General features: G+C 66.1%; 18 protein-coding genes. 6 read left to right on the top strand and 12 right to left on the bottom strand.

Features of this window, described 5'->3' with window-relative positions:
• Window positions 1-60 precede the first annotated feature (60 nt).
• Window positions 61-1,167 (top strand): D-alanine--D-alanine ligase, encoded by a 1,107-nt coding sequence (gene ddlA, locus LL972_RS03485; protein WP_228326407.1) that lies wholly within the window; start codon window positions 61-63, stop codon window positions 1,165-1,167.
• A complete protein-coding gene (locus LL972_RS03480) occupies window positions 1,164-1,646 on the top strand; it encodes a GNAT family N-acetyltransferase (RefSeq protein WP_228326406.1) in 483 nt (160 codons plus the stop codon). Before ddlA ends, LL972_RS03480 begins: the two co-directional genes overlap by 4 nt.
• 117 nt (window positions 1,647-1,763) lie before the next feature.
• Here the strand turns inward: LL972_RS03480 and LL972_RS03475 are convergent, their stop codons facing one another.
• The 3 genes from LL972_RS03475 to oleC all read right to left on the bottom strand — a co-directional run bounded on the left by LL972_RS03475 (window position 1,764) and on the right by oleC (window position 4,746).
• On the bottom strand, window positions 1,764-1,922 hold the full coding sequence (locus LL972_RS03475) for a DUF1328 domain-containing protein (protein ID WP_003468167.1): 159 nt from the start codon (window positions 1,920-1,922) through the stop codon (window positions 1,764-1,766).
• A 64-nt stretch (window positions 1,923-1,986) separates the two neighbouring features.
• Window positions 1,987-2,997: a 2-alkyl-3-oxoalkanoate reductase gene (gene oleD / locus LL972_RS03470; protein WP_228326405.1), complete on the bottom strand. Its 1,011-nt coding sequence runs from the start codon at window positions 2,995-2,997 to the stop codon at window positions 1,987-1,989.
• Between the two features lie 90 nt (window positions 2,998-3,087).
• Complete coding sequence (gene oleC / locus LL972_RS03465) at window positions 3,088-4,746, bottom strand: olefin beta-lactone synthetase (RefSeq protein ID WP_228326404.1); 1,659 nt, start codon at window positions 4,744-4,746, stop codon at window positions 3,088-3,090.
• Between the two features lie 312 nt (window positions 4,747-5,058).
• Between oleC and LL972_RS03460 the strand changes: the two genes are divergently transcribed.
• Window positions 5,059-5,442, top strand: coding sequence for a YkgJ family cysteine cluster protein (locus LL972_RS03460; protein ID WP_047127812.1), 384 nt, complete (start codon window positions 5,059-5,061; stop codon window positions 5,440-5,442).
• A gap of 145 nt (window positions 5,443-5,587) precedes the next feature.
• Here LL972_RS03460 and LL972_RS03455 read toward each other — a convergent pair whose 3' ends face one another.
• The 4 genes from LL972_RS03455 to LL972_RS03440 form a co-directional block, all read right to left on the bottom strand.
• Window positions 5,588-6,490, bottom strand: coding sequence for an alpha/beta fold hydrolase (locus tag LL972_RS03455; protein WP_228326403.1), 903 nt, complete (start codon window positions 6,488-6,490; stop codon window positions 5,588-5,590).
• A gap of 148 nt (window positions 6,491-6,638) precedes the next feature.
• Window positions 6,639-7,778, bottom strand: coding sequence for a protein adenylyltransferase Fic (fic, locus tag LL972_RS03450; RefSeq protein WP_167704989.1), 1,140 nt, complete (start codon window positions 7,776-7,778; stop codon window positions 6,639-6,641).
• Window positions 7,779-7,865: 87 nt separating this feature from the next.
• Complete coding sequence (locus LL972_RS03445; RefSeq protein WP_016903994.1) at window positions 7,866-8,882, bottom strand: 3-oxoacyl-ACP synthase III; 1,017 nt, start codon at window positions 8,880-8,882, stop codon at window positions 7,866-7,868.
• Window positions 8,883-8,983: 101 nt separating this feature from the next.
• Window positions 8,984-9,304, bottom strand: a complete 321-nt coding sequence (locus LL972_RS03440; protein ID WP_023902137.1) for a DUF4156 domain-containing protein — start codon at window positions 9,302-9,304, stop codon at window positions 8,984-8,986.
• A 395-nt stretch (window positions 9,305-9,699) separates the two neighbouring features.
• Between LL972_RS03440 and LL972_RS03435 the strand changes: the two genes are divergently transcribed.
• Entirely contained in the window at window positions 9,700-10,173 is a 474-nt protein-coding gene (locus LL972_RS03435; protein WP_228326402.1) for a hypothetical protein, read from the top strand.
• A 25-nt stretch (window positions 10,174-10,198) separates the two neighbouring features.
• Entirely contained in the window at window positions 10,199-10,675 is a 477-nt protein-coding gene (locus LL972_RS03430) for a tRNA (cytidine(34)-2'-O)-methyltransferase (protein WP_228326400.1), read from the top strand.
• Between the two features lie 159 nt (window positions 10,676-10,834).
• Here LL972_RS03430 and LL972_RS03425 read toward each other — a convergent pair whose 3' ends face one another.
• From LL972_RS03425 to LL972_RS03415, 3 genes are all read right to left on the bottom strand, one after another.
• Window positions 10,835-12,058: an MFS transporter gene (locus LL972_RS03425; protein ID WP_228326398.1), complete on the bottom strand. Its 1,224-nt coding sequence runs from the start codon at window positions 12,056-12,058 to the stop codon at window positions 10,835-10,837.
• Between the two features lie 104 nt (window positions 12,059-12,162).
• Window positions 12,163-12,783 carry a hypothetical protein gene (locus tag LL972_RS03420; RefSeq protein ID WP_016903989.1) on the bottom strand — a complete coding sequence of 207 codons (621 nt, stop codon included), beginning with the start codon at window positions 12,781-12,783 and terminating at the stop codon, window positions 12,163-12,165.
• Window positions 12,784-12,919: 136 nt separating this feature from the next.
• Complete coding sequence (locus LL972_RS03415) at window positions 12,920-13,717, bottom strand: hypothetical protein (protein WP_228326396.1); 798 nt, start codon at window positions 13,715-13,717, stop codon at window positions 12,920-12,922.
• Between the two features lie 170 nt (window positions 13,718-13,887).
• Between LL972_RS03415 and LL972_RS21600 the strand changes: the two genes are divergently transcribed.
• Entirely contained in the window at window positions 13,888-14,019 is a 132-nt protein-coding gene (locus tag LL972_RS21600) for a hypothetical protein (RefSeq protein WP_266104465.1), read from the top strand.
• Between the two features lie 133 nt (window positions 14,020-14,152).
• Here the strand turns inward: LL972_RS21600 and LL972_RS03410 are convergent, their stop codons facing one another.
• Both LL972_RS03410 and LL972_RS03405 read right to left on the bottom strand, forming a co-directional pair.
• Window positions 14,153-15,490 (bottom strand): sigma-54-dependent transcriptional regulator, encoded by a 1,338-nt coding sequence (locus tag LL972_RS03410; protein WP_228326394.1) that lies wholly within the window; start codon window positions 15,488-15,490, stop codon window positions 14,153-14,155.
• On the bottom strand, window positions 15,475-16,917 hold the full coding sequence (locus tag LL972_RS03405) for a sensor histidine kinase (RefSeq protein ID WP_228326392.1): 1,443 nt from the start codon (window positions 16,915-16,917) through the stop codon (window positions 15,475-15,477). The genes LL972_RS03410 and LL972_RS03405 overlap by 16 nt, the downstream gene beginning before the upstream one ends.
• Window positions 16,918-16,960 lie beyond the last annotated feature (43 nt).

The following is a 16,960-nucleotide window of genomic DNA, read 5'->3' as shown; positions in this document are numbered from 1 at the left end:
TCGGCGCGCCTGCCGCGGGCATGCTGGCGACCTCATCACACCAGGTGGCAGGAGCAGGCAATGCGCAAGATCCGGGTCGGTCTCATCTTCGGCGGCAAGTCGGCCGAGCACGAAGTCTCGCTGCAGTCAGCGCGCAACATCCTCGATGCGCTGGACCCGCAGCGCTTCGAGCCGGTGCTGATCGGCATCGACAAGCAGGGCCAGTGGCACGTCAATGACCCCGACAGTTTCCTGCTCAATGCCGACGACCCGGCGCGCATCGCCTTGCATCGCAGCGGTCGCGGCGTGGCCCTGCTGCCGGGTGCGCACCAGCAGCAATTGCGTCCGACCCAGCCGGAGCAGGCGCTGGCACAGATCGATGTGGTGTTTCCGATCGTGCATGGCACGCTGGGCGAAGACGGCTCGCTCCAAGGGCTGCTGCGCATGGCCAATCTGCCCTTCGTCGGCTCCGGCGTGCTTGGCTCGGCGCTGGCGATGGACAAGGACCTGGCCAAGCGCGTACTCCGCGATGCCGGGCTTGAGGTGGCGCCGTTCGCCTGTTTCAACCGCCACACCTCCGCACACGCCGACGTGGATGCGTTGATCGCGCAATTCGGTTTGCCGCTGTTCGTCAAACCGGCCAACCAGGGCTCGTCGGTCGGCGTCAGCCAGGTACGCACTGCCGATGCGTTTGCCGACGCGCTTGCGTTGGCGCTGGCGTACGACCACAAGGTGCTGGTAGAAGCGGCGATCGCCGGGCGCGAGATCGAATGCGCCGTACTGGGCAATGCCACCCCGCAGGCCAGCGTGTGCGGCGAAGTGGTGGTGCACGACGCGTTTTACTCCTACGAGACCAAGTACATCAGCGAACACGGCGCCGACATCGTGATCCCGGCCGACATCAATGCGCAGACACAGCAGCGCATCCAGCAGATCGCAGTGCAGGCGTATCAGGCGCTGGACTGCACCGGCATGGCACGTGTGGACGTGTTCCTGTGCGCCGATGGCCGCATCGTGATCAATGAGGTCAACACATTGCCGGGCTTCACCCGAATCAGCATGTATCCCAAGCTCTGGCAGGCAAGCGGGCTGGACTACCGCAGCTTGATCACGCAGCTGATCGAGCTGGCACTGCAACGGCATGCTGACGATCAGCTGCTGCGCAGCGCGGTCGAGCCAGGCGCATGAGCCAGGCCCGTGTGCGCAGAGTGCAACGGCACGACCACAGCGCACTGCTCGCGCTCAACAATGCACATGCCACCGAGTTGTCGTTGCTGGATGCCGATGGACTGGCCGCATTGCTGCAACTGGCGTGGCACGCACGCATCGTTGCGCCGGGCGACGGTGCGTTGATCGCACTGGATCAATGCGCCGCGTACGCCAATCCGAACTTCGCCTGGATGGCGCACCGCTTTGCGCGCTTCGTCTACATCGACCGCATCGTGATCGCGGCGCATGCGCGGGGGCGCGGGCTTGCCAGGCAGTTGTATGACGAACTCATCCATGGCGCGCGTGCAGCTGCGCAACCGCGCCTGGTCTGCGAGGTCAACCTGCTCCCACCCAATCCGGCATCGCTGGCGCTGCATCTTCAGCTGGGTTTCCTGCCGATTGGCGATGCGCTTCTGGCCAACGGCAAGCACGTGCAATACCTCGAAAAACTGCTTTAGGCAGCCGCAATTCAAATGTAGAGCGTCCACAACGCACATGGCCCGCCTCCTTGCGGAAGCGGGCCATGTGAGCGTCAATCGGCAGCGCCGCTGCCGTGACGTATCGCAGCGTGGGCGTTAAACCTTGCCGCGACGGAACATCGAGATCACTGCCAGGATCAGGAACACCACGAACAGGATCCAGGCGATGTTGGTCGCCGCACCGGCGATACCACTGAAGCCCAGCACGGCAGCGATGATGGCGATGACGAAAAAGATGATGGCGTAATGCAGCATGGCAAGGATTCCAGAAGTTGTCGTGCCGAATCGGCGCAGACGTATCCTGAAGATATGGCGGTCTTTATCGGGTGATGGCGATGTCGTTGGAAGATGAGGATCGCAGCCGTTGCAGCCCTTCTTCGATGGTTATGCCAGGTATATAGCCGAAGTCGCGACGTGCCGGCTCCATGCTGTACCAGTGCGGCGTGCACAGCTGTTCCACCAGAAAACGCGTCAACGGCACTTCGCCAGGCAGACGCAACAGTGGCCACATGGTCTCGCAGATTGCGCCGATTCTATAGGCGGTCTTGAACGACAGCGAACGTGTCACTGCGGGTGCATCCACCGCGGCCAGCAGGCGATTGAGCAACTCGCGCATCGGCAAGGGCTCGCCGTTGGAGATGAAGTACGCCTTGCCCGCGCACGCAGCACCCGGAGCGAGATGCGCGAATGCATCGAAATGTGCCTGCGCGGCATTGTCGATGTAGGTGCTGTCCACCAGGTTGCTGCCGTCGCCGACCATGCGCAGGCGGCCGGCGCGCGCGCGCGCGGCCAGGCGCGGCAACAGATGATTGTCGCCCGGGCCCCAGATCAGGCGCGGGCGCAAGGCCACCGTCGCCAGTTGCGCATCGTTGGCCGCGAGCACCGCGCGCTCGGCGATCGCCTTGGTCGCCGCGTATGCAGCGCGCAGATCCTCGCCATACGGCACTTCGTCGGCGCCCAGGCCTTCCACCGGATTGGTGGCGCGATGGGTCACGCTCGGTGTGGAGGTATAGATCAGGCGCGGCACACCGTTGGCCCGACACGCATCGAGCACGTTCTGCGTGCCCACCACATTGGCCTGGTGATAGCTGTCGTAGCTGCCCCACGCACCGGCCTTGGCGGCGTTGTGGAAGACCGCATCGATGCCAGCGAAGGCATGCCGCACCGCTTGCGGGTCGGCCAGATCGCCACGGATCTGGCCCACGCCCAGGGTCTGCAGCACCGGGTAATCGCCGCGCTGGAAACTCACCACCTCGTGCCCGCGCGCGCGCAGGCCGCGGCACAACGCCTGGCCAAGAAAGCCACCACCACCGGTCACCAGGATGCGCACGCATCACCTCCATCGCAAGGATGCACACGATAGCGGGCGCAGCCGGGATTGGCGATGCGGCCAAGTCCCTGCGCGATGTGCATCGACAGCTCAGCCATGTTGCCGCGCTGCCCAGATCGCCAGCGTTTCGCGGCCGATCTTGGCGTTGTGGCGGATGTCCACCGGGAACCCGGAATGGCGCAGGAAACGCGAGATACCTGCGGTATGGGGATGCGCTGCACCCAGCGCGCGCAAGGCGGTCGCCACTTGCGCAAACGCCGATGCCGCAACGCCTGGCTGCAACTCCACGCACAGCACTGGCTGTTGGTGTCCCGGCGCGCCGACGCCGACCAGGGCAGTGCGCCGCACCTGCGGGTGCACGTTGAAGACCGGCTCCACCTGCTCGGTATAGAGCGGGCCGGTGGCAGTTTCCACGCGGTGGGTCTTGCGCCCGCAGAACCACAAGCGTCCTTCGGCATCGAAGTAGCCCACATCGCCCATGCGATGCACGATGCGTTCGCTGCCGTCCGCATTGCGCTCGCGGATCTTGGCGATCCGCGTGGCCGCGTCGCGGTTGAAGTAGGTGTCGGTGGTGGTGGGGCCGGCGACGGTGATTTCGCCCACCTCGCCCACCGCCAGCACGCGCGCGCCGCTCCACTCGGGAATGGCCGCATCGTCGATGGCGATGATGCGCACCTCGTTCGGCGCGACGACCTGGCCGACGCAGGTGCCGGCACCGGCCTCGGTGGCCGCGCGGGTGGCGTCCAGCGTACGCCCTTCGATCGCTGCAACCGGCAGGCATTCGGTGGCGCCATACGGCGTCCAGAATTGCGCATCTTCCGGCAACAGCGCGCGGATCTTGGCCACCACGTCCGGCGGCACCGGCGCACCGGCCGAGGTGGCCAGGCGCACGTTGGGCAAGGGCTGGCCATGGTCGGCCAATACGCGCATCAATGCCGGCGAGCCGAACAACTGCGTCACTCCGAAGCGGTCGATCGCATCATGCAGCTTGCGCGGATCGGCAGTGGCCGGGCGGGTCGGATCCATATCCGGAATCACCGAGGTCAGCCCCAGTGCCGGATCGAACAGGGCAAACGGCGGGAACGTCGGCAGATCCACGCCGCCGGGCTGCATGCCGAAGGCATTGCGCAGCAATTCGATCTGGCCGACGAAATGCCGGTGTCGGTACACCACGCCCTTGGGCACGCCGGTCGAGCCGCTGGTGAACAGGATGGCGGCCACATCGTCCGGCCCGGTGTTGGCCAGCTGACTGCCGGCGCCGGAACCATCGCGCTCCACGCGCGCCAATGTCACCCCGCCCCAGCCGTAACGTCCACCGACGCTGACGATCTGCTTTGCAGAGCGTGCCCACCGCAACAGACGACGCGCCAGCTGCGCAAGCGGAATGCCGATAAACGCCTGCGGCTGCGCTTCGTCCAGGCATTGCTTGAGCGCACGCTTGTCGATGCCCGGATCCACCAGCACCGGCACCGCACCGGCCTTGAACAAGGCAAACATCAGCAGGAAGAATTCCGGCGACGGGCGCACCATCACCACCGCGCGCGCACCGCGTCCGATGCCGTGCAGGGCCAGGCCGGCAGCGATCGCATCGCTGCGCGCGTAAAGCTCGGCATAGCTCAAGGTCACATCGTAGGCGGCAAACCCGTTGGCGGCGCGGCGGCCCGGGCAACGGATGGCGATCTGCTCGGGGCGCTCGCGCGCGAGTTCCGGCAGGGTGGCGGCGATATTGCAGAGAGTCGTCGTAGTCATTGCCGCATTATCACCCATGCGCCGACGGTGCCGGCCGCTTGACCGCGCTCAGGTCAGCTGCGCTGGTGCGTGCTCCCAACGCAGCGATGGCTGACGCGGCGATTGCGCGTCGTCGGGCCATAACAACACCGCGCAGTGCTCGCGCGCGAGGTGCCTGCCCGCGCAAGGCGCAGCGCCTTGCACACACGCGCTGCGTCGAGCGACGCAGATGAACCGCTAACCGGCGCGCAGCCGTGCCACTTGTATCGCAGCGTGGTTCGGTCAGAATGCCGCGCTCACCACGTTGTTTCGCCGCGCAAGGCCCGGCATTCCATGGCACATCCCTGCCTCACCTGCGGCGCTTGCTGCGCCTACTTCCGCGTCAGTTTCCACTGGAGCGAAGCCGATCCCGCATTGGGCGGCAGGGTACCGATCGAGCTGACCGATGCGCTGCGCACGCACGAGCGCGTCATGCGCGGCACCTCGCAATCGCAGCCGCGCTGCATCGCGCTGGACGCAGACATCGGCCGCTACAGCCGCTGCAGCATCCACGATCGCCGGCCCTCCGCTTGCGCCGCCGTGCCGGCCTCGCTGGAATTCGGCCAGCGCAGCGCGCAATGCGACAAATCTCGGCTGGCGCACGGCCTGCACGCACTGACCGAGGCCGACTGGCTGGGCGTGGACGAGGCGCAACGCAATCCGCTGCCACCGTTGTAACGGCCATCGCTGCGAGTGACTACGCCATCCGCTCGCAACGGCCAACAGACCGACGGCATGGCCGGTCCCATCCACTAGTACATCCGCGTTCTGCATACCGCAGGCCCTCACCTAGCGAGCGCCTGCGCGGCGATGCCAGCAGCGCTTACAGCGGATTGCGCTCCAGAAACGCACGGATCGCCGGCACCAGCACTTCATGCTTGTCTTCCAGCACGTAGTGATTGGCATCGTCGAACGCGGTGACCTCGGCATTGGGCAATGCCTTGCGGAAGCCGGCCAGGAAGTGTTTGTCGAAGCAGATATCGCGCAGGCCCCAGGTGATGAACGCCGGGCGATCGGCGAACGACGGCAATGCCTGCGCCGAGCGCTCCAGCAGTGACCAGGCCTGGTCGGCGGGCGACAGCGGAATATCCTGCATGAAGCGGATGGTGGAGATGCGGTTGCGCCAATTGTTGTAGGGCGCCACATAGGCGCGACGCACCTCCGCCGGCATCCGCCGCGACACGCCGAACCAGGACGCGCCGGAGGAAAACGCATTGAACGTGCGGATAAACCACTCGCCCGGCCCCCAATGCCGGCCCATCGCGATCTGCCACGGCATCGGTTTTTCCGGCGGCAACGGGAACGCAGCGGTGTTGGTGATCACCAGCCGCTTGACCTGCGCATGATGTGACAACGCCCAGCCGAACCCGATCATGCCGCCCCAGTCGTGCACCGCCAGCGTGACCGGGCCGGTAATGCCCAAATGCCGCAACAGCGTGTCCAGATCATCCACGCGCGACTGCAGCGTGTAGTCGTAACGCGGCCGCGCGTCGGGCGCATCGTCCGGCTTGTCGGACAGCCCCATGCCGATATGGTCCGGTACGATGCAGCGGTAACGATCCGACAGGCCACTGACCAGGTGCCGCCACAGATAGCTCCATGAAGGATTGCCGTGCAGCATCACGACCACCTCGCCATCGCGCGGACCTTCGTCCAGATACGACATCGCAATGCCGGGACGCACCTCAAGGCGCTGGGGAGTGAAGGGATAGCCGGGGTAGTTCATGCCAAACGCATCCGATTCGATTCGAGAGAGCGCACATGGCGCAAGCGTTGGCCTGCCGTGCGTAGAGATTGGACATCATAGTGGTCGCCACGCTGCGACATGCTCAACCCACTGCGCGCAAGACGGCTACCTGGATCAATTACAGGCTTCATCGCGCTTCCGTCGAAGGCATTGGATAAGGCGGTAGTTGATGACCATCGCCGGACAGAAGTTTCAGGAATGCAGGGTGCAGGAACAGTTTTTCCTTGCCCAGCCGCTGCTCTTGCAGCACACCGATGGTCACCAGTTCCTTTAGATGGCGTGCAGCGGTCTGCCGAGTCACGCCCATCACGTCCACGACATTCTGGATGCGGCAATAGGGCTGATTGAAGACCACTTCGACAAGTTCGCGGCTGTAGGCCTTGGGGGCGTGTTCGCGCACATGATCACGCGCCTGCGTCTCCAATCCTCGGATCGCCTGGATCTTCGCCGTCGTCCACGCAGCTGTCTCTGCAACGGCGGCAAGCATGTACTGAATCCACTCGGCCCAGCGACCGTACCGGGTGACATCCAGCAGCAGTCGATAGTAGTCGCTGCGATGGCGAATGATGTAGCGCGACAAGTACAGGACGGGGATATCGAGCAGGCCTTGCTCGATCAGCATCAGCAGATTCAATACACGTCCGGTACGCCCGTTGCCATCGGTGAACGGGTGGATCGCTTCGAATTGATAGTGCGCGACCGCCATCCGGATCAATGGATCGATATCGGTGCATTCATGAATAAAACGCTCCCAATTGGCCAGCTTGTCGCGCAGCAATGTCTCGCCGACGGGCGGGGTATAGATGATCTGCTGGATCTGATCGTTGGCCAGCGCAGTCCCGGGCACGCGACGGATCTGCATTTGCACAGCTTTAATGCGGCTGCACACCACCACGGCGGTGTCTGTACATAGCGGTCGCTGCTGCAGCGACTGGAACCCTTCGTAGAGCGCGCTACGGTAACGCAGGGCTTCCTTGGTTGCCGGATTCTGGGCGCGCTCCTGATCGTCTGCATAACGGAACAAGTCATCCGTGGTGGTGACGATGTTTTCGATCTCCGAACTCGCCTGTGCTTCCAGGATCGGGATCGTATTGATCAGCACTGCCGGATTTGGCAGCAATGCGGTGGCCTGCTTCAGCTCGGCCAACGCAGTGCGCGCCACGATGCAGGCCTTGAGCAAGGCGCGCGTTTCGATATCTCCCGCCGGAGGAAGCGGCGGGAGCGCGTTGTAGGGCTGCTCGGGATTGAACACCAGCGCGTCGTCCATGCCTACACCGGTCATGTTGCAAGAGCGAACATGATGCAATGACGTGTACTAAAAATCCATTTTTCTTAACACGTCACATGTTGCAACTTACCAGACCACTTCCGCCATCGAGCAGTTCAGCCCCGAGCCGATCCCCATCAACGCGATGCGGTCGCCCTTCTTCAAACGGCCGAGTTCCTTGAGCTTGCTCAGCACGATCGGTACCGAAGCCGGGCCGATGTTGCCGTGTTCGCCGAAGATGGTCATGACCTTGGCCGGGTCGATGCCGAACGACTTCACGAACGAAGCGGTATGCGGGCGGCTGACCTGGTGGATGACGAACTGGTCCAGCTCGTCCACCGCCCAGCCCATCGCCTGCTTGGCGGCCAGGAAGGTCTTCTGCGCCAGCTTGATGCCTTCGATCAGCAGCAGGCGGGTGTCGGTAACCATGCGGTCCAGGTTGCCGCGGCACAGCTTGTTCCACTCGGTGGCCGAGCGGGTCACGCCACCCTTGTAGCGCGGGGCGTCGGGCACCAGCTCGGTGCGCGCCATCACCATCGCTGCTGCACCGCAGCCCAGGGTCAGCGCAGCGAGTTCATTGCGGAACTCTTCTTCGGTGACGTCGGGCGAGGTCATGCGCTCGAGGGTCTTTTCGTACACCAGGTTGGCGGTTTCGCCATCGACGACCAACGCATAGTCGATCTCGCCGCGCTCAAGCATGCGGGCGGCGATGTCCATGCCGTTGATGAAGGCAAGGCAGGCGTTGGCGACGTCGAAGGTGACGCAGTGGTCGCCGACCCCGAGGTTGCCGGACACGATGGAGGCCGTGGACGGCTCCAGGTAGTCGCGGCTCACCGAGGTGTTGACCAGCAGGCCGATCTTCTCGATGCCGATGCCGGCGTCGAGCAGTGCCTTGCGCGCAGCCTGGGTGGCAGCGTCCGAAGCCTGGACATCCTGGTCCCACAAGCGCCGTGCATGGATACCGGCAACGTCGCCCAACACGTCGGTCCTGATGCCGAGGCGGTCGTAGGTCGGTTGCAGGCGCTCGTTGATTTCCTTGGAAGTCAGCGTGTGCGGCGCATCAATATGCGCCAGTCCCGCGATGGAGACATTCTGGAAGAGCATCGAAGTAGCGCCATGGCGTCAGGCGAGGGGGCGCTAGTCTAGCCGCTGGCTCGTTTTACCGCATCTTTACAATTGCAGCGGCCGCGCCCCAGCCCAACGGTTCAGCGCGGCGGGCAGCGGAAGGCGTTGAAACGCTGGCTGCCATCGGCCGGCTGACCCTGCGCCTGGACCGTATTGGCGTTGGCGCCCGGCGCCTCGTTGCGTGCCAGCGTTTCCAGCTCTTCCTGCACCCGCAAAGGGTTGCGGTTGTAGAAGCCGACCTTGCTCTTGACCGACACCACCACCTCGCCCTGCTGCTGACAGCCAGCTGGCACAGGGCCTGCGGGCAGCACCTGCACGCCTTTGCCACTTTGCTCGATCGGCACCCAGGTGCAGGCCGCGGTGGTGGCGGCAACCAGAACAGACAGCATCAGCACGCGCATAAGTCTTAGACACCTGAGGACGAAGCCGGATTGTGCCGCAGTTGCCGGCCGGCGATCGGCGTGCGCTGCATGCCCGCACGCCGCGCATTCAGCGCGCTGAACATCGCGCCGCTCGTCGCGTTATTCCGACCCCAGCGGTGTCCGGCGCCCGCATCCGCGTCCGGGTGTCCGGACGCGGACACCGCTGCATCGTATAAATCCCTTTAAAAACAACCGTCTGCGACTGGCACGCCGTTTACTGCATGGCATGGGCAAGCGGTGGGCAGCGACCTCGATCGATGAAAATGACTTCCAGCTGAATAAAGAAGACCGCGCCGCGAAAGTTATTGCACTTAGCGAAACGGTGTACTACCTTACTACCGCACCACTGATCACCCACACCAAGAGACCTCGCCATGAAGACCCAGACCCTGCGCATCGCCCTCTCCGCCGCCCTCTCCGCCGCCCTGTTTGCCGGTACCTCCCTGGCCGGTTTCGCCCAGGCCGCCAGCCTGACCACGCTGGACACCGTGCAGGTCCGCCCGTCGGCCGACCAGATCGCCCAGCAGGCGCTGGAGCGCAGCAGCGACGTCCCTACCCTGGCCGCCGTGCAGGTGCGTCCGTCGGCCGAGCAGTTGGCCGCCCTCGCCGCCGAGCAGGCCGGCCCGCGCATCCTCACCCTCGCTGCGGTGCAGGTGCGTCCGTCCGCCGACCAGCGCGCCGACCTGGTGACCCGCAACGCCGCTGCCAGCGCGCAGAGCACCTCCGGCCAGGCTGCTGCCGCGATCGGCGCGCTGATGGGCCAGGTCATCGTCAACCTGCCGGTGCCGCAGCTGCAGCCGTCGCCGGTCGAACTGGAAGCGCTGGTCAACGCCGCCATCAGCCTTTGAGCACGCGCGCAGCTACACTGCGCGCATGTCAGCCCCCGTCCTCGATGTCATCCTGTTTCAGCCGGAAATTCCGCCCAATACGGGCAATGTGATTCGCCTGTGCGCCAACACCGGCGCGCGCCTGCACCTGATCGAGCCGCTCGGCTTCGACCTCAGCGACAAGCAGCTCAAACGCGCCGGCCTGGACTATCACGAATACGCAAGCCTGCAGGTGCATGCCGACCTGCCCACCGCCCTGGCCGCGATCGCGCCCAAGCGCGTGTTTGCACTGAGTACGCGCAGCACCGTGCGTTACGACACACCGCAATTTGCCGATGGCGATGCCTTTCTGTTTGGTCCGGAAACACGCGGCTTGCCCGCCGAGGTGCTGGAGTCGATCCCGCCAAAGCACCGGCTGCGCCTGCCGATGCGCCCGGACAACCGCAGCCTCAATCTGTCCAACACCGTTGCGGTGATGGTGTTCGAAGCCTGGCGTCAGTGGGACTTCAGCGGCGGCCGATAACCGTGGCGATGCAGACGGCTGCCTGACTGCGGCATCGTCCGCCCCGATCCCGGCCCGCTGCACGGTTCCCGTACCGGTCTGTCACTCAAAGCGTGCTGCGCGCGTATGCCAGTCGCGGGCGCTGCCGTTTACGTGCTGCGCCGCGCCGCTACCATGACCTCATTGCATCGCCTGGGCATCGGTCGCTGCCTGCAACATGCCGCGGCAGCCAGCCCATAGCGCCACCGCCAGCACGGCGATGCCGCCCAGCGCCAGAAACGCGATGCGATAGCCGAAGGCGTGCGCCAGCCAGCCACCCAAGGCTGGGCTCAGCGCAGCGCCCACACCTTGCACCGTCATCACCGCGCCCTGGCCGACATTGACGCGCCCGGTGCCCTGCAGCAATCGCGCCACCAGTGCCGGCACCACCACGGCCTGCAGGCCGGCGCCGAGTCCGTCGAGGATCTGCACCGGAAACACGCCCCAGCCATGGATCAGCGACGCTGCCACCAATGCACGCAGCGGCAAGGCCATGAAGGCCACCAGCAGCACCCACCAATGCCCGTGCACGCGAATCCAGCGCATCGCCAACAATGCCACCACCACCATCGTGGCCTGCGCGACCACGATGGTGGTCGCCGTCAGCGCACTCGCATCGCCCGCATGCGCGGCCACGATGGCCATGCCGTAGAGCGGCAGCATCGCCGCATTGCCCAGGTGGAACAGCCCCAGGGTGATGGCCAGCAAAGCTAGTGGCCGGCAGGTCAGCAACACCCGCCAGCCGCTGAGGGTGTCCGCGCCGTCGGCGTGGCCCAGGCCGCGCGCGGCACGATGGTCGATGGCCGCAGACGGAATCAGCAGCACCGCCGCGATCGCCAGCACACCGAACGCGGCGGTCAGCACGAACACCGCCGCAAACCCGTAGCGCCAGCCCAGCCAGCCGGCCAGCACCGCGGCCAGCATGTTGCCGGCGTGGTTGGAGACCTGATTGCGCGCCAGTTGATGATCGAATCCGCGCGCGTGCACCAGCCCCAGGGTGATGCCGGTGAGTGCCGGGCCGATGCCGGCTGCCGCCAACGCCGAGACGATCTGCGCGGTGACCACACCGGAGGAAGTCGGATGCAGCCAGATCAGCGCCGTGGCCAGCAGGATCGCCAGGCAGCCCGCCGCCACCACGGCGCGCTTGCGCCGGGTGCTATCGACCAGTGCACCGGCCGGGGTGGTGGCGAGCATGCCGGCGATGCCGCCGACGCTCATCACCGTGCCGATCGCCGCCACCGACCAGCCCCTGGATTGCAGGAACACGCTGAGAAATGGCCCCAGCCCGTCCTGCACATCGGCCACGCTGAAATGCAGCGCCTCCAGTGCGCGGCTGCCACGGGGACGCGGTGTGCTCATGCGCATCGGCGCTCTCCACGAAACGATGAAAGGCGACTGCGCGCGCCGGCCTGCATGTGCGACCCGATTGCGATCGCACGGCGCCGACACGGCAGTCGCATTGCAGGCTGCTAGTGCTTCGGCTTCGGCTTCGGCTTATGCGCACCCGGGCCATGCGGATGCTCGATCTGCTTCAGCGACGCGGCCTTGGCGCCCAAGGCATGCGCGTGGACCAGCACCCCGTGCGGGGTCGTCCTGGTATCGCCTTCGGCAACCAGCGTCTTACCGACCACCAACTGCTTGGCGAAGTCCGCTCCGGCATGCGGTGGGAACCGCACCGTGACCTCGTCGTCCAGCAACACGCCATGCACCTGCCCGTGCGGGCCGTGCAGCAGGCGCGCAATGGTGCCGCTGTGCTGGGTGAGCTGCGGCTTGGGCGGCTTGCCGGCGGGCGGCTTGGGCTTGGGCTTGGCGTGCGGCCCGTGCGGGCCTTCATCGACGATGCGCTTGCCACCCTCCGGATCAATCGCCAGGGCCACCAGCATGTCCACATCGCGCGGCTTGAGGCCACGCACACTCAAGGTGCTGCCGGGCTTGAGTGCCTTGAGCAAGGCGGCGGACAGGTGCGGCGGCGTGTGCACCTCGGTGCCGTCGGTCAGCAGCAGGCCGTCGATATCGGCCTTGGGATTGAGCAGAAAGCGCGCCAGCGTGCCGCGGGTTTCGGGAAGGAAATCAGGGTCGACCCAGTGCATGAAAAACTCCAGATGAAGTGAAAACCGGCCAATGCCGGCAAGCCGCACCCGTCGCCACGCATGCGGCGTGGTGAACAGGTGCGTAGAGGGGAACGAAACGATGTGAGCGCCGCCGCGTGGGCGGCGGCACCCTGGATCAACGCGGCGCCGGAGCCGGAGCTGGCGGTGCGGCCGGCGGGACAGGCGGGGCCGGTGGTGCGGGCGGCACCGGGCCGTCGGGTCGCGGTGGGCTGAACAACGCGCGCTGCGAGGCGCGATCGCGGCCCAGTTGCGTGGCTTCGATGGCGCGGCCGTTGGCGGTGGCCACCCCGAACCCGCTCACGCTCAATGGCGCGCCGGCCCGCAGCAGATCGCCGAACTGCAGCGCCAGATGCGGCGGCATCCGCACCAGCGTGCCATCGCTCAGCAACGCGCCATTGGTCTCGCCACCCGGGCCGTAGACCAAGCGCTCGATGCGTCCTTCCGCCTGCAACGGCGTCAACGCGGCAGGTGCTGGCGGCGCCGGCGGCATGGCGCCCGCCGGCGGCTGGTCGACCACTTCACGCCCACCACGATTGGAGCGGATGCTGCTGGCGCGCAGCACCGCCAGGCTGCCCAGGCGGTAGCCCTGCACGCTCACCGTATCGCCACGCCGCACCGCAGCCTGCAACTGTGCGGACAGATGCGGTGCAAATGCCACCTGGGTGCCATCGCGCAACCATAGGCCGTCGACCTCGCCATTGGGATTGAGCATGAAGCGCTCGACCGTGCCGGTGATGCGCACCGGGGTGGCGGCCAACGGCGCAGGCGGTGCGGGCGGCACCGGCGGAGCAGGCGGTGGCGTGCCGACCGGCGCACGCGGCGCCACCGGTGCTGCCGGCGGCGTGGGAGCCTGCGCTGCAGCGGTTGCCACGCTGCAGGCCAATGCGAAAGCAAGTGCGGTCTGACGAATCATGCGATGTCTCCAACGCGGCAGGAGCGCCGCTCGCCCTGGAGATAAAGCAGCAATCGTGCCAACAGCTAATCCGTTGTTTTACAAGGGTTTTGTGTCTGCACGCGCGCGGACAATCGTCTGCGTTTCATACGCCACTGTCCGCTTTGCAGACACTTTGCAGCTCGGGTTGTGTGTCGACCCTGCAAGGCAAGAACGTGCCGGGCACGCTCGACGGTGGCGTGCGCGTGCCGATGTCCGGGCTGGATTTCGAACGCGTGGTGCTGCGCTTTCCGGCTGCACCGCTTGCTGGCGGAAGGCCATAGCCAATGCTGCGAGTGGCAGCGGCGACATGCAACCAAAAGGTGCGTATGACAACAGGTGCACGTGCTGCTGTGCGCGTGCTGCGTCTTGACCGAAGCGGCAGCCTGCAGACATCGCGTCCGGTGATCGCTGCGCCTACTGCAGGCCGTACTCATCGAGCTTGCGGTACAGCAGCTGGCGATGGATGCCGAGCCGGCGCGCGGCTTCGGCGCGGTTGCCGCCGCTGTGCGCCAGCGCGTCCTGGATCATCTGCTTTTCCAGCCGCGCCACTGCTTTGGGCAAGGTGCCTTCCAGCGGCGCTGTGGTCGTGGGTCGCTCGGCACTGTGGTCGAGCGCTTCATCCAGATCCGCGGCGACGATGCTGTGGCCGCGCACCAGCAGCTGGCTGCGTTGCATGACGTTACGCAGCTCGCGCACGTTACCGGGCCACGGGTAGGCCAGCAGCCGCGCTTGCGCGTCCGCCGACAGCGCACGCGCCGCGCCTTCGCCGCTGCGCAGAAAATACTGCGCAAGCAGCACGATGTCCTGCCCGCGTTCGCGCAGCGGCGGCAGTTCGATCGGCACCACATTCAGGCGATAGCGCAGATCGCTGCGGAACTGCCCTGCCGCCACCCACGCCGCCAGATCGCGATGTGTGGCCGCCAGCACGCGCACATCCACCTTTTGCGCGCCGCGCCCGCCCAGCGGCGTCACCTCGCCTTCCTGCAGGAAGCGCAACAACTTGGCCTGCATCGGCAGCGGCATGTCGCCGATCTCGTCCAGGAACAGCGTGCCGCCATCGGCTTCGCGAATCAGGCCTATGCGGTCGCTGGTCGCCCCGGAAAAGGCGCCCTTGCGATGGCCGAACAATTCGCTTTCCATCAACTCCAACGGGATCGCCGCGCAATTGACCGCAACAAATGCCGCCGCCGCGCGCGCGCTGGCGCGATGCAGGGCGCGCGCGACCAGTTCCTTGCCGGTACCGGTTTCGCCGGTGATCAACACCGGCAGATCGGAGGCCGCCGCCAGCCCGATGCGTTTATGCACGTTACGCATCGCCGGGCTGTGGCCGACCAGGCCATCGTCGTCGGTTGATTCGGTCGTTACGGTATCGGCATCGAGATCGGCGCGACTTGCCAATGCACGCTCCACCACCTCGACGATATCGGCACGCCCCACCGGCTTGACCAGGTGATCGAACGCACCCAGCGTCATCGCCTCGATGGTGTTGCCGCTGGACGCGTACGCGGTGAGCATCACCAGCGGCACCTGGCGCGCGCGGGGATCGTCCGCACGCGCACGCAGCACCTGGATCCCGTCCATCCCAGGCATGCGGAAGTCCACGAACGCCAGCGCGATGCCGCCCTCGTTCAGGCGCATCAATCCATCGGCGCCGTTATCGACCGCGATCACCGTGTGGCCGAGCGAGCGCAGCGTTGCCTGCAAGGTGGCCAGGAACGCCGCGTCGTCGTCGATGATCAGGATGCGCGCCATGGCAGCTCCAGGATGAAATGGGTCATGCCGTCGGCGTGTGCGTAACGCACCTGCCCACCATGTGCGCGGGCGATCTCGCGCACCAGCGCAAGCCCCAGGCCATTGCCGTCGCTGCGACCGCTGACGAACGGCTCGAACAATTGCGAAGCGATGGTCTCGGCGATGGCCGCGCCACGATTGCTCACCTGGAGCTGCAGCAACCCATCGCTGGCGCTGGCCTCCAGTGTCACCGTGCTGCCGGCATCAGCGTGCTGCAGCGCGTTGCGCAGCAGATTGTGCACGGCGCGCCCGAGCTGCTGCGGGTCGAGCGTCCACTGCAGCGGCGTGTCCGGGGCGCGCAACCGAGGCGCAGGCGCGCCTGGTGGGAGCAAAGCCGGATCGAGCAAGGTCGCCAGCCAATCCTGCACCGCCACCGTTTCCAGCTGCAGGCGGATCGGCTGCACCATGCCGAGCAGGCTTTCGACCACCCCATCCAGGCGACGGATCTGCCCCAGCATCAGCTCGCCGTGTGCGGCATCGTCGGGTGTGCCCTGGCGCATGGCGATGTCGTTCTCCACCGCCAGGCGCATTGTGGCAATGGGGTTGCGAATCTCATGCGCCACCGTGGCGGTCAGGCGCCCGAGTGCGGCCAGCCGCTCATGCCGTGCCAGCTCGTCGGCCAGCCGCCGCGTCTGCGCCAAGGCCTGCGCATTGCGCTGTGCGTAATCGCTCACCGCAGCGCCCAGCCGGTCCAGTTCGGGGGCACCGGTGACCGGAATCTGCGGGAGTTCGGTATCGGCGGCCAGCGCCTGCTGGATGCGCTGCAGGCGCTGACTCCAGCGCCGCACTACCACGCCCAGCGCGATCGCCGACACCGCCACCATGGCGAAGATCAGCAACATGCCGATCGCTAGTGGCCGCCAGGCATCGGAGGTGCTCGCCGGCACCCGCGACATGGTCCATGCGGCGGTACCGGCGGCCAGTGGGCAGGCGCTGATCAACACCACTTCGCGGCTGCCGTCGCGACGAAACTCCACGGCCTTGTGGCCCACCGCACTCTGCCGTGCGGTACTGACGATCGTGGTCCACTCGGCGGCAGGAATATCGGTCTTGTGATCGCTGCCGTCATAGGTGGGATAGGCGTAGGCAACGAATCCCTTGTCGAGATTCCACACCCCGCCCTCCACACCGGGCGCATCGGCCAGCACCAGCTGCACCACCACCGCGGCCAGCCCGGCGCCGTTGTCGCCGCTACGCGCTGCTTCGCTTGCGCCAGCGTAGCGCTGCACGATGCGTGCGCATTGCGCGGTCAATTGCTGGCGCGCATCGTCCAGTCGCACGCCTTCGGTCTGTCGGTACAGGCCATACAACATCGTGGCCACGCCCACGCAGGCAGCCAGGATCACCACCCAGATCAGCAACAACTGGCGCAACAACGAACGCGGCATGCGAGGGTCCGGTAAAGACGTACAGTTTCAGAACGCGGTCACT

This window comes from Xanthomonas campestris pv. asclepiadis (assembly GCF_020784175.1).
Classification (GTDB): Bacteria; Pseudomonadota; Gammaproteobacteria; order Xanthomonadales; family Xanthomonadaceae; genus Xanthomonas; species Xanthomonas campestris_D.
The sequence above is the reverse complement of the archived record's forward strand: the minus strand, read 5'-3'. Positions and strand labels throughout refer to the sequence as shown.

What these genes read in the sequence shown, in the direction of transcription:
- ddlA (WP_228326407.1), top strand. Translation starts at nt 61, where the DNA reads ATGCGCAAGATCCGGGTCGGTCTCATCTTCGGCGGCAAGTCGGCCGAG.
- LL972_RS03480 (WP_228326406.1), top strand. Translation starts at nt 1,164, where the DNA reads ATGAGCCAGGCCCGTGTGCGCAGAGTGCAACGGCACGACCACAGCGCA.
- LL972_RS03475 (WP_003468167.1), bottom strand. Translation starts at nt 1,922, where the DNA reads ATGCTGCATTACGCCATCATCTTTTTCGTCATCGCCATCATCGCTGCC.
- oleC (WP_228326404.1), bottom strand. Translation starts at nt 4,746, where the DNA reads ATGACTACGACGACTCTCTGCAATATCGCCGCCACCCTGCCGGAACTC.
- LL972_RS03460 (WP_047127812.1), top strand. Translation starts at nt 5,059, where the DNA reads ATGGCACATCCCTGCCTCACCTGCGGCGCTTGCTGCGCCTACTTCCGC.
- LL972_RS03455 (WP_228326403.1), bottom strand. Translation starts at nt 6,490, where the DNA reads ATGAACTACCCCGGCTATCCCTTCACTCCCCAGCGCCTTGAGGTGCGT.
- fic (WP_167704989.1), bottom strand. Translation starts at nt 7,778, where the DNA reads ATGGACGACGCGCTGGTGTTCAATCCCGAGCAGCCCTACAACGCGCTC.
- LL972_RS03445 (WP_016903994.1), bottom strand. Translation starts at nt 8,882, where the DNA reads ATGCTCTTCCAGAATGTCTCCATCGCGGGACTGGCGCATATTGATGCG.
- LL972_RS03440 (WP_023902137.1), bottom strand. Translation starts at nt 9,304, where the DNA reads ATGCGCGTGCTGATGCTGTCTGTTCTGGTTGCCGCCACCACCGCGGCC.
- LL972_RS03435 (WP_228326402.1), top strand. Translation starts at nt 9,700, where the DNA reads ATGAAGACCCAGACCCTGCGCATCGCCCTCTCCGCCGCCCTCTCCGCC.
- LL972_RS03430 (WP_228326400.1), top strand. Translation starts at nt 10,199, where the DNA reads ATGTCAGCCCCCGTCCTCGATGTCATCCTGTTTCAGCCGGAAATTCCG.
- LL972_RS03425 (WP_228326398.1), bottom strand. Translation starts at nt 12,058, where the DNA reads ATGCGCATGAGCACACCGCGTCCCCGTGGCAGCCGCGCACTGGAGGCG.
- LL972_RS03420 (WP_016903989.1), bottom strand. Translation starts at nt 12,783, where the DNA reads ATGCACTGGGTCGACCCTGATTTCCTTCCCGAAACCCGCGGCACGCTG.
- LL972_RS03415 (WP_228326396.1), bottom strand. Translation starts at nt 13,717, where the DNA reads ATGATTCGTCAGACCGCACTTGCTTTCGCATTGGCCTGCAGCGTGGCA.
- LL972_RS03410 (WP_228326394.1), bottom strand. Translation starts at nt 15,490, where the DNA reads ATGGCGCGCATCCTGATCATCGACGACGACGCGGCGTTCCTGGCCACC.
- LL972_RS03405 (WP_228326392.1), bottom strand. Translation starts at nt 16,917, where the DNA reads ATGCCGCGTTCGTTGTTGCGCCAGTTGTTGCTGATCTGGGTGGTGATC.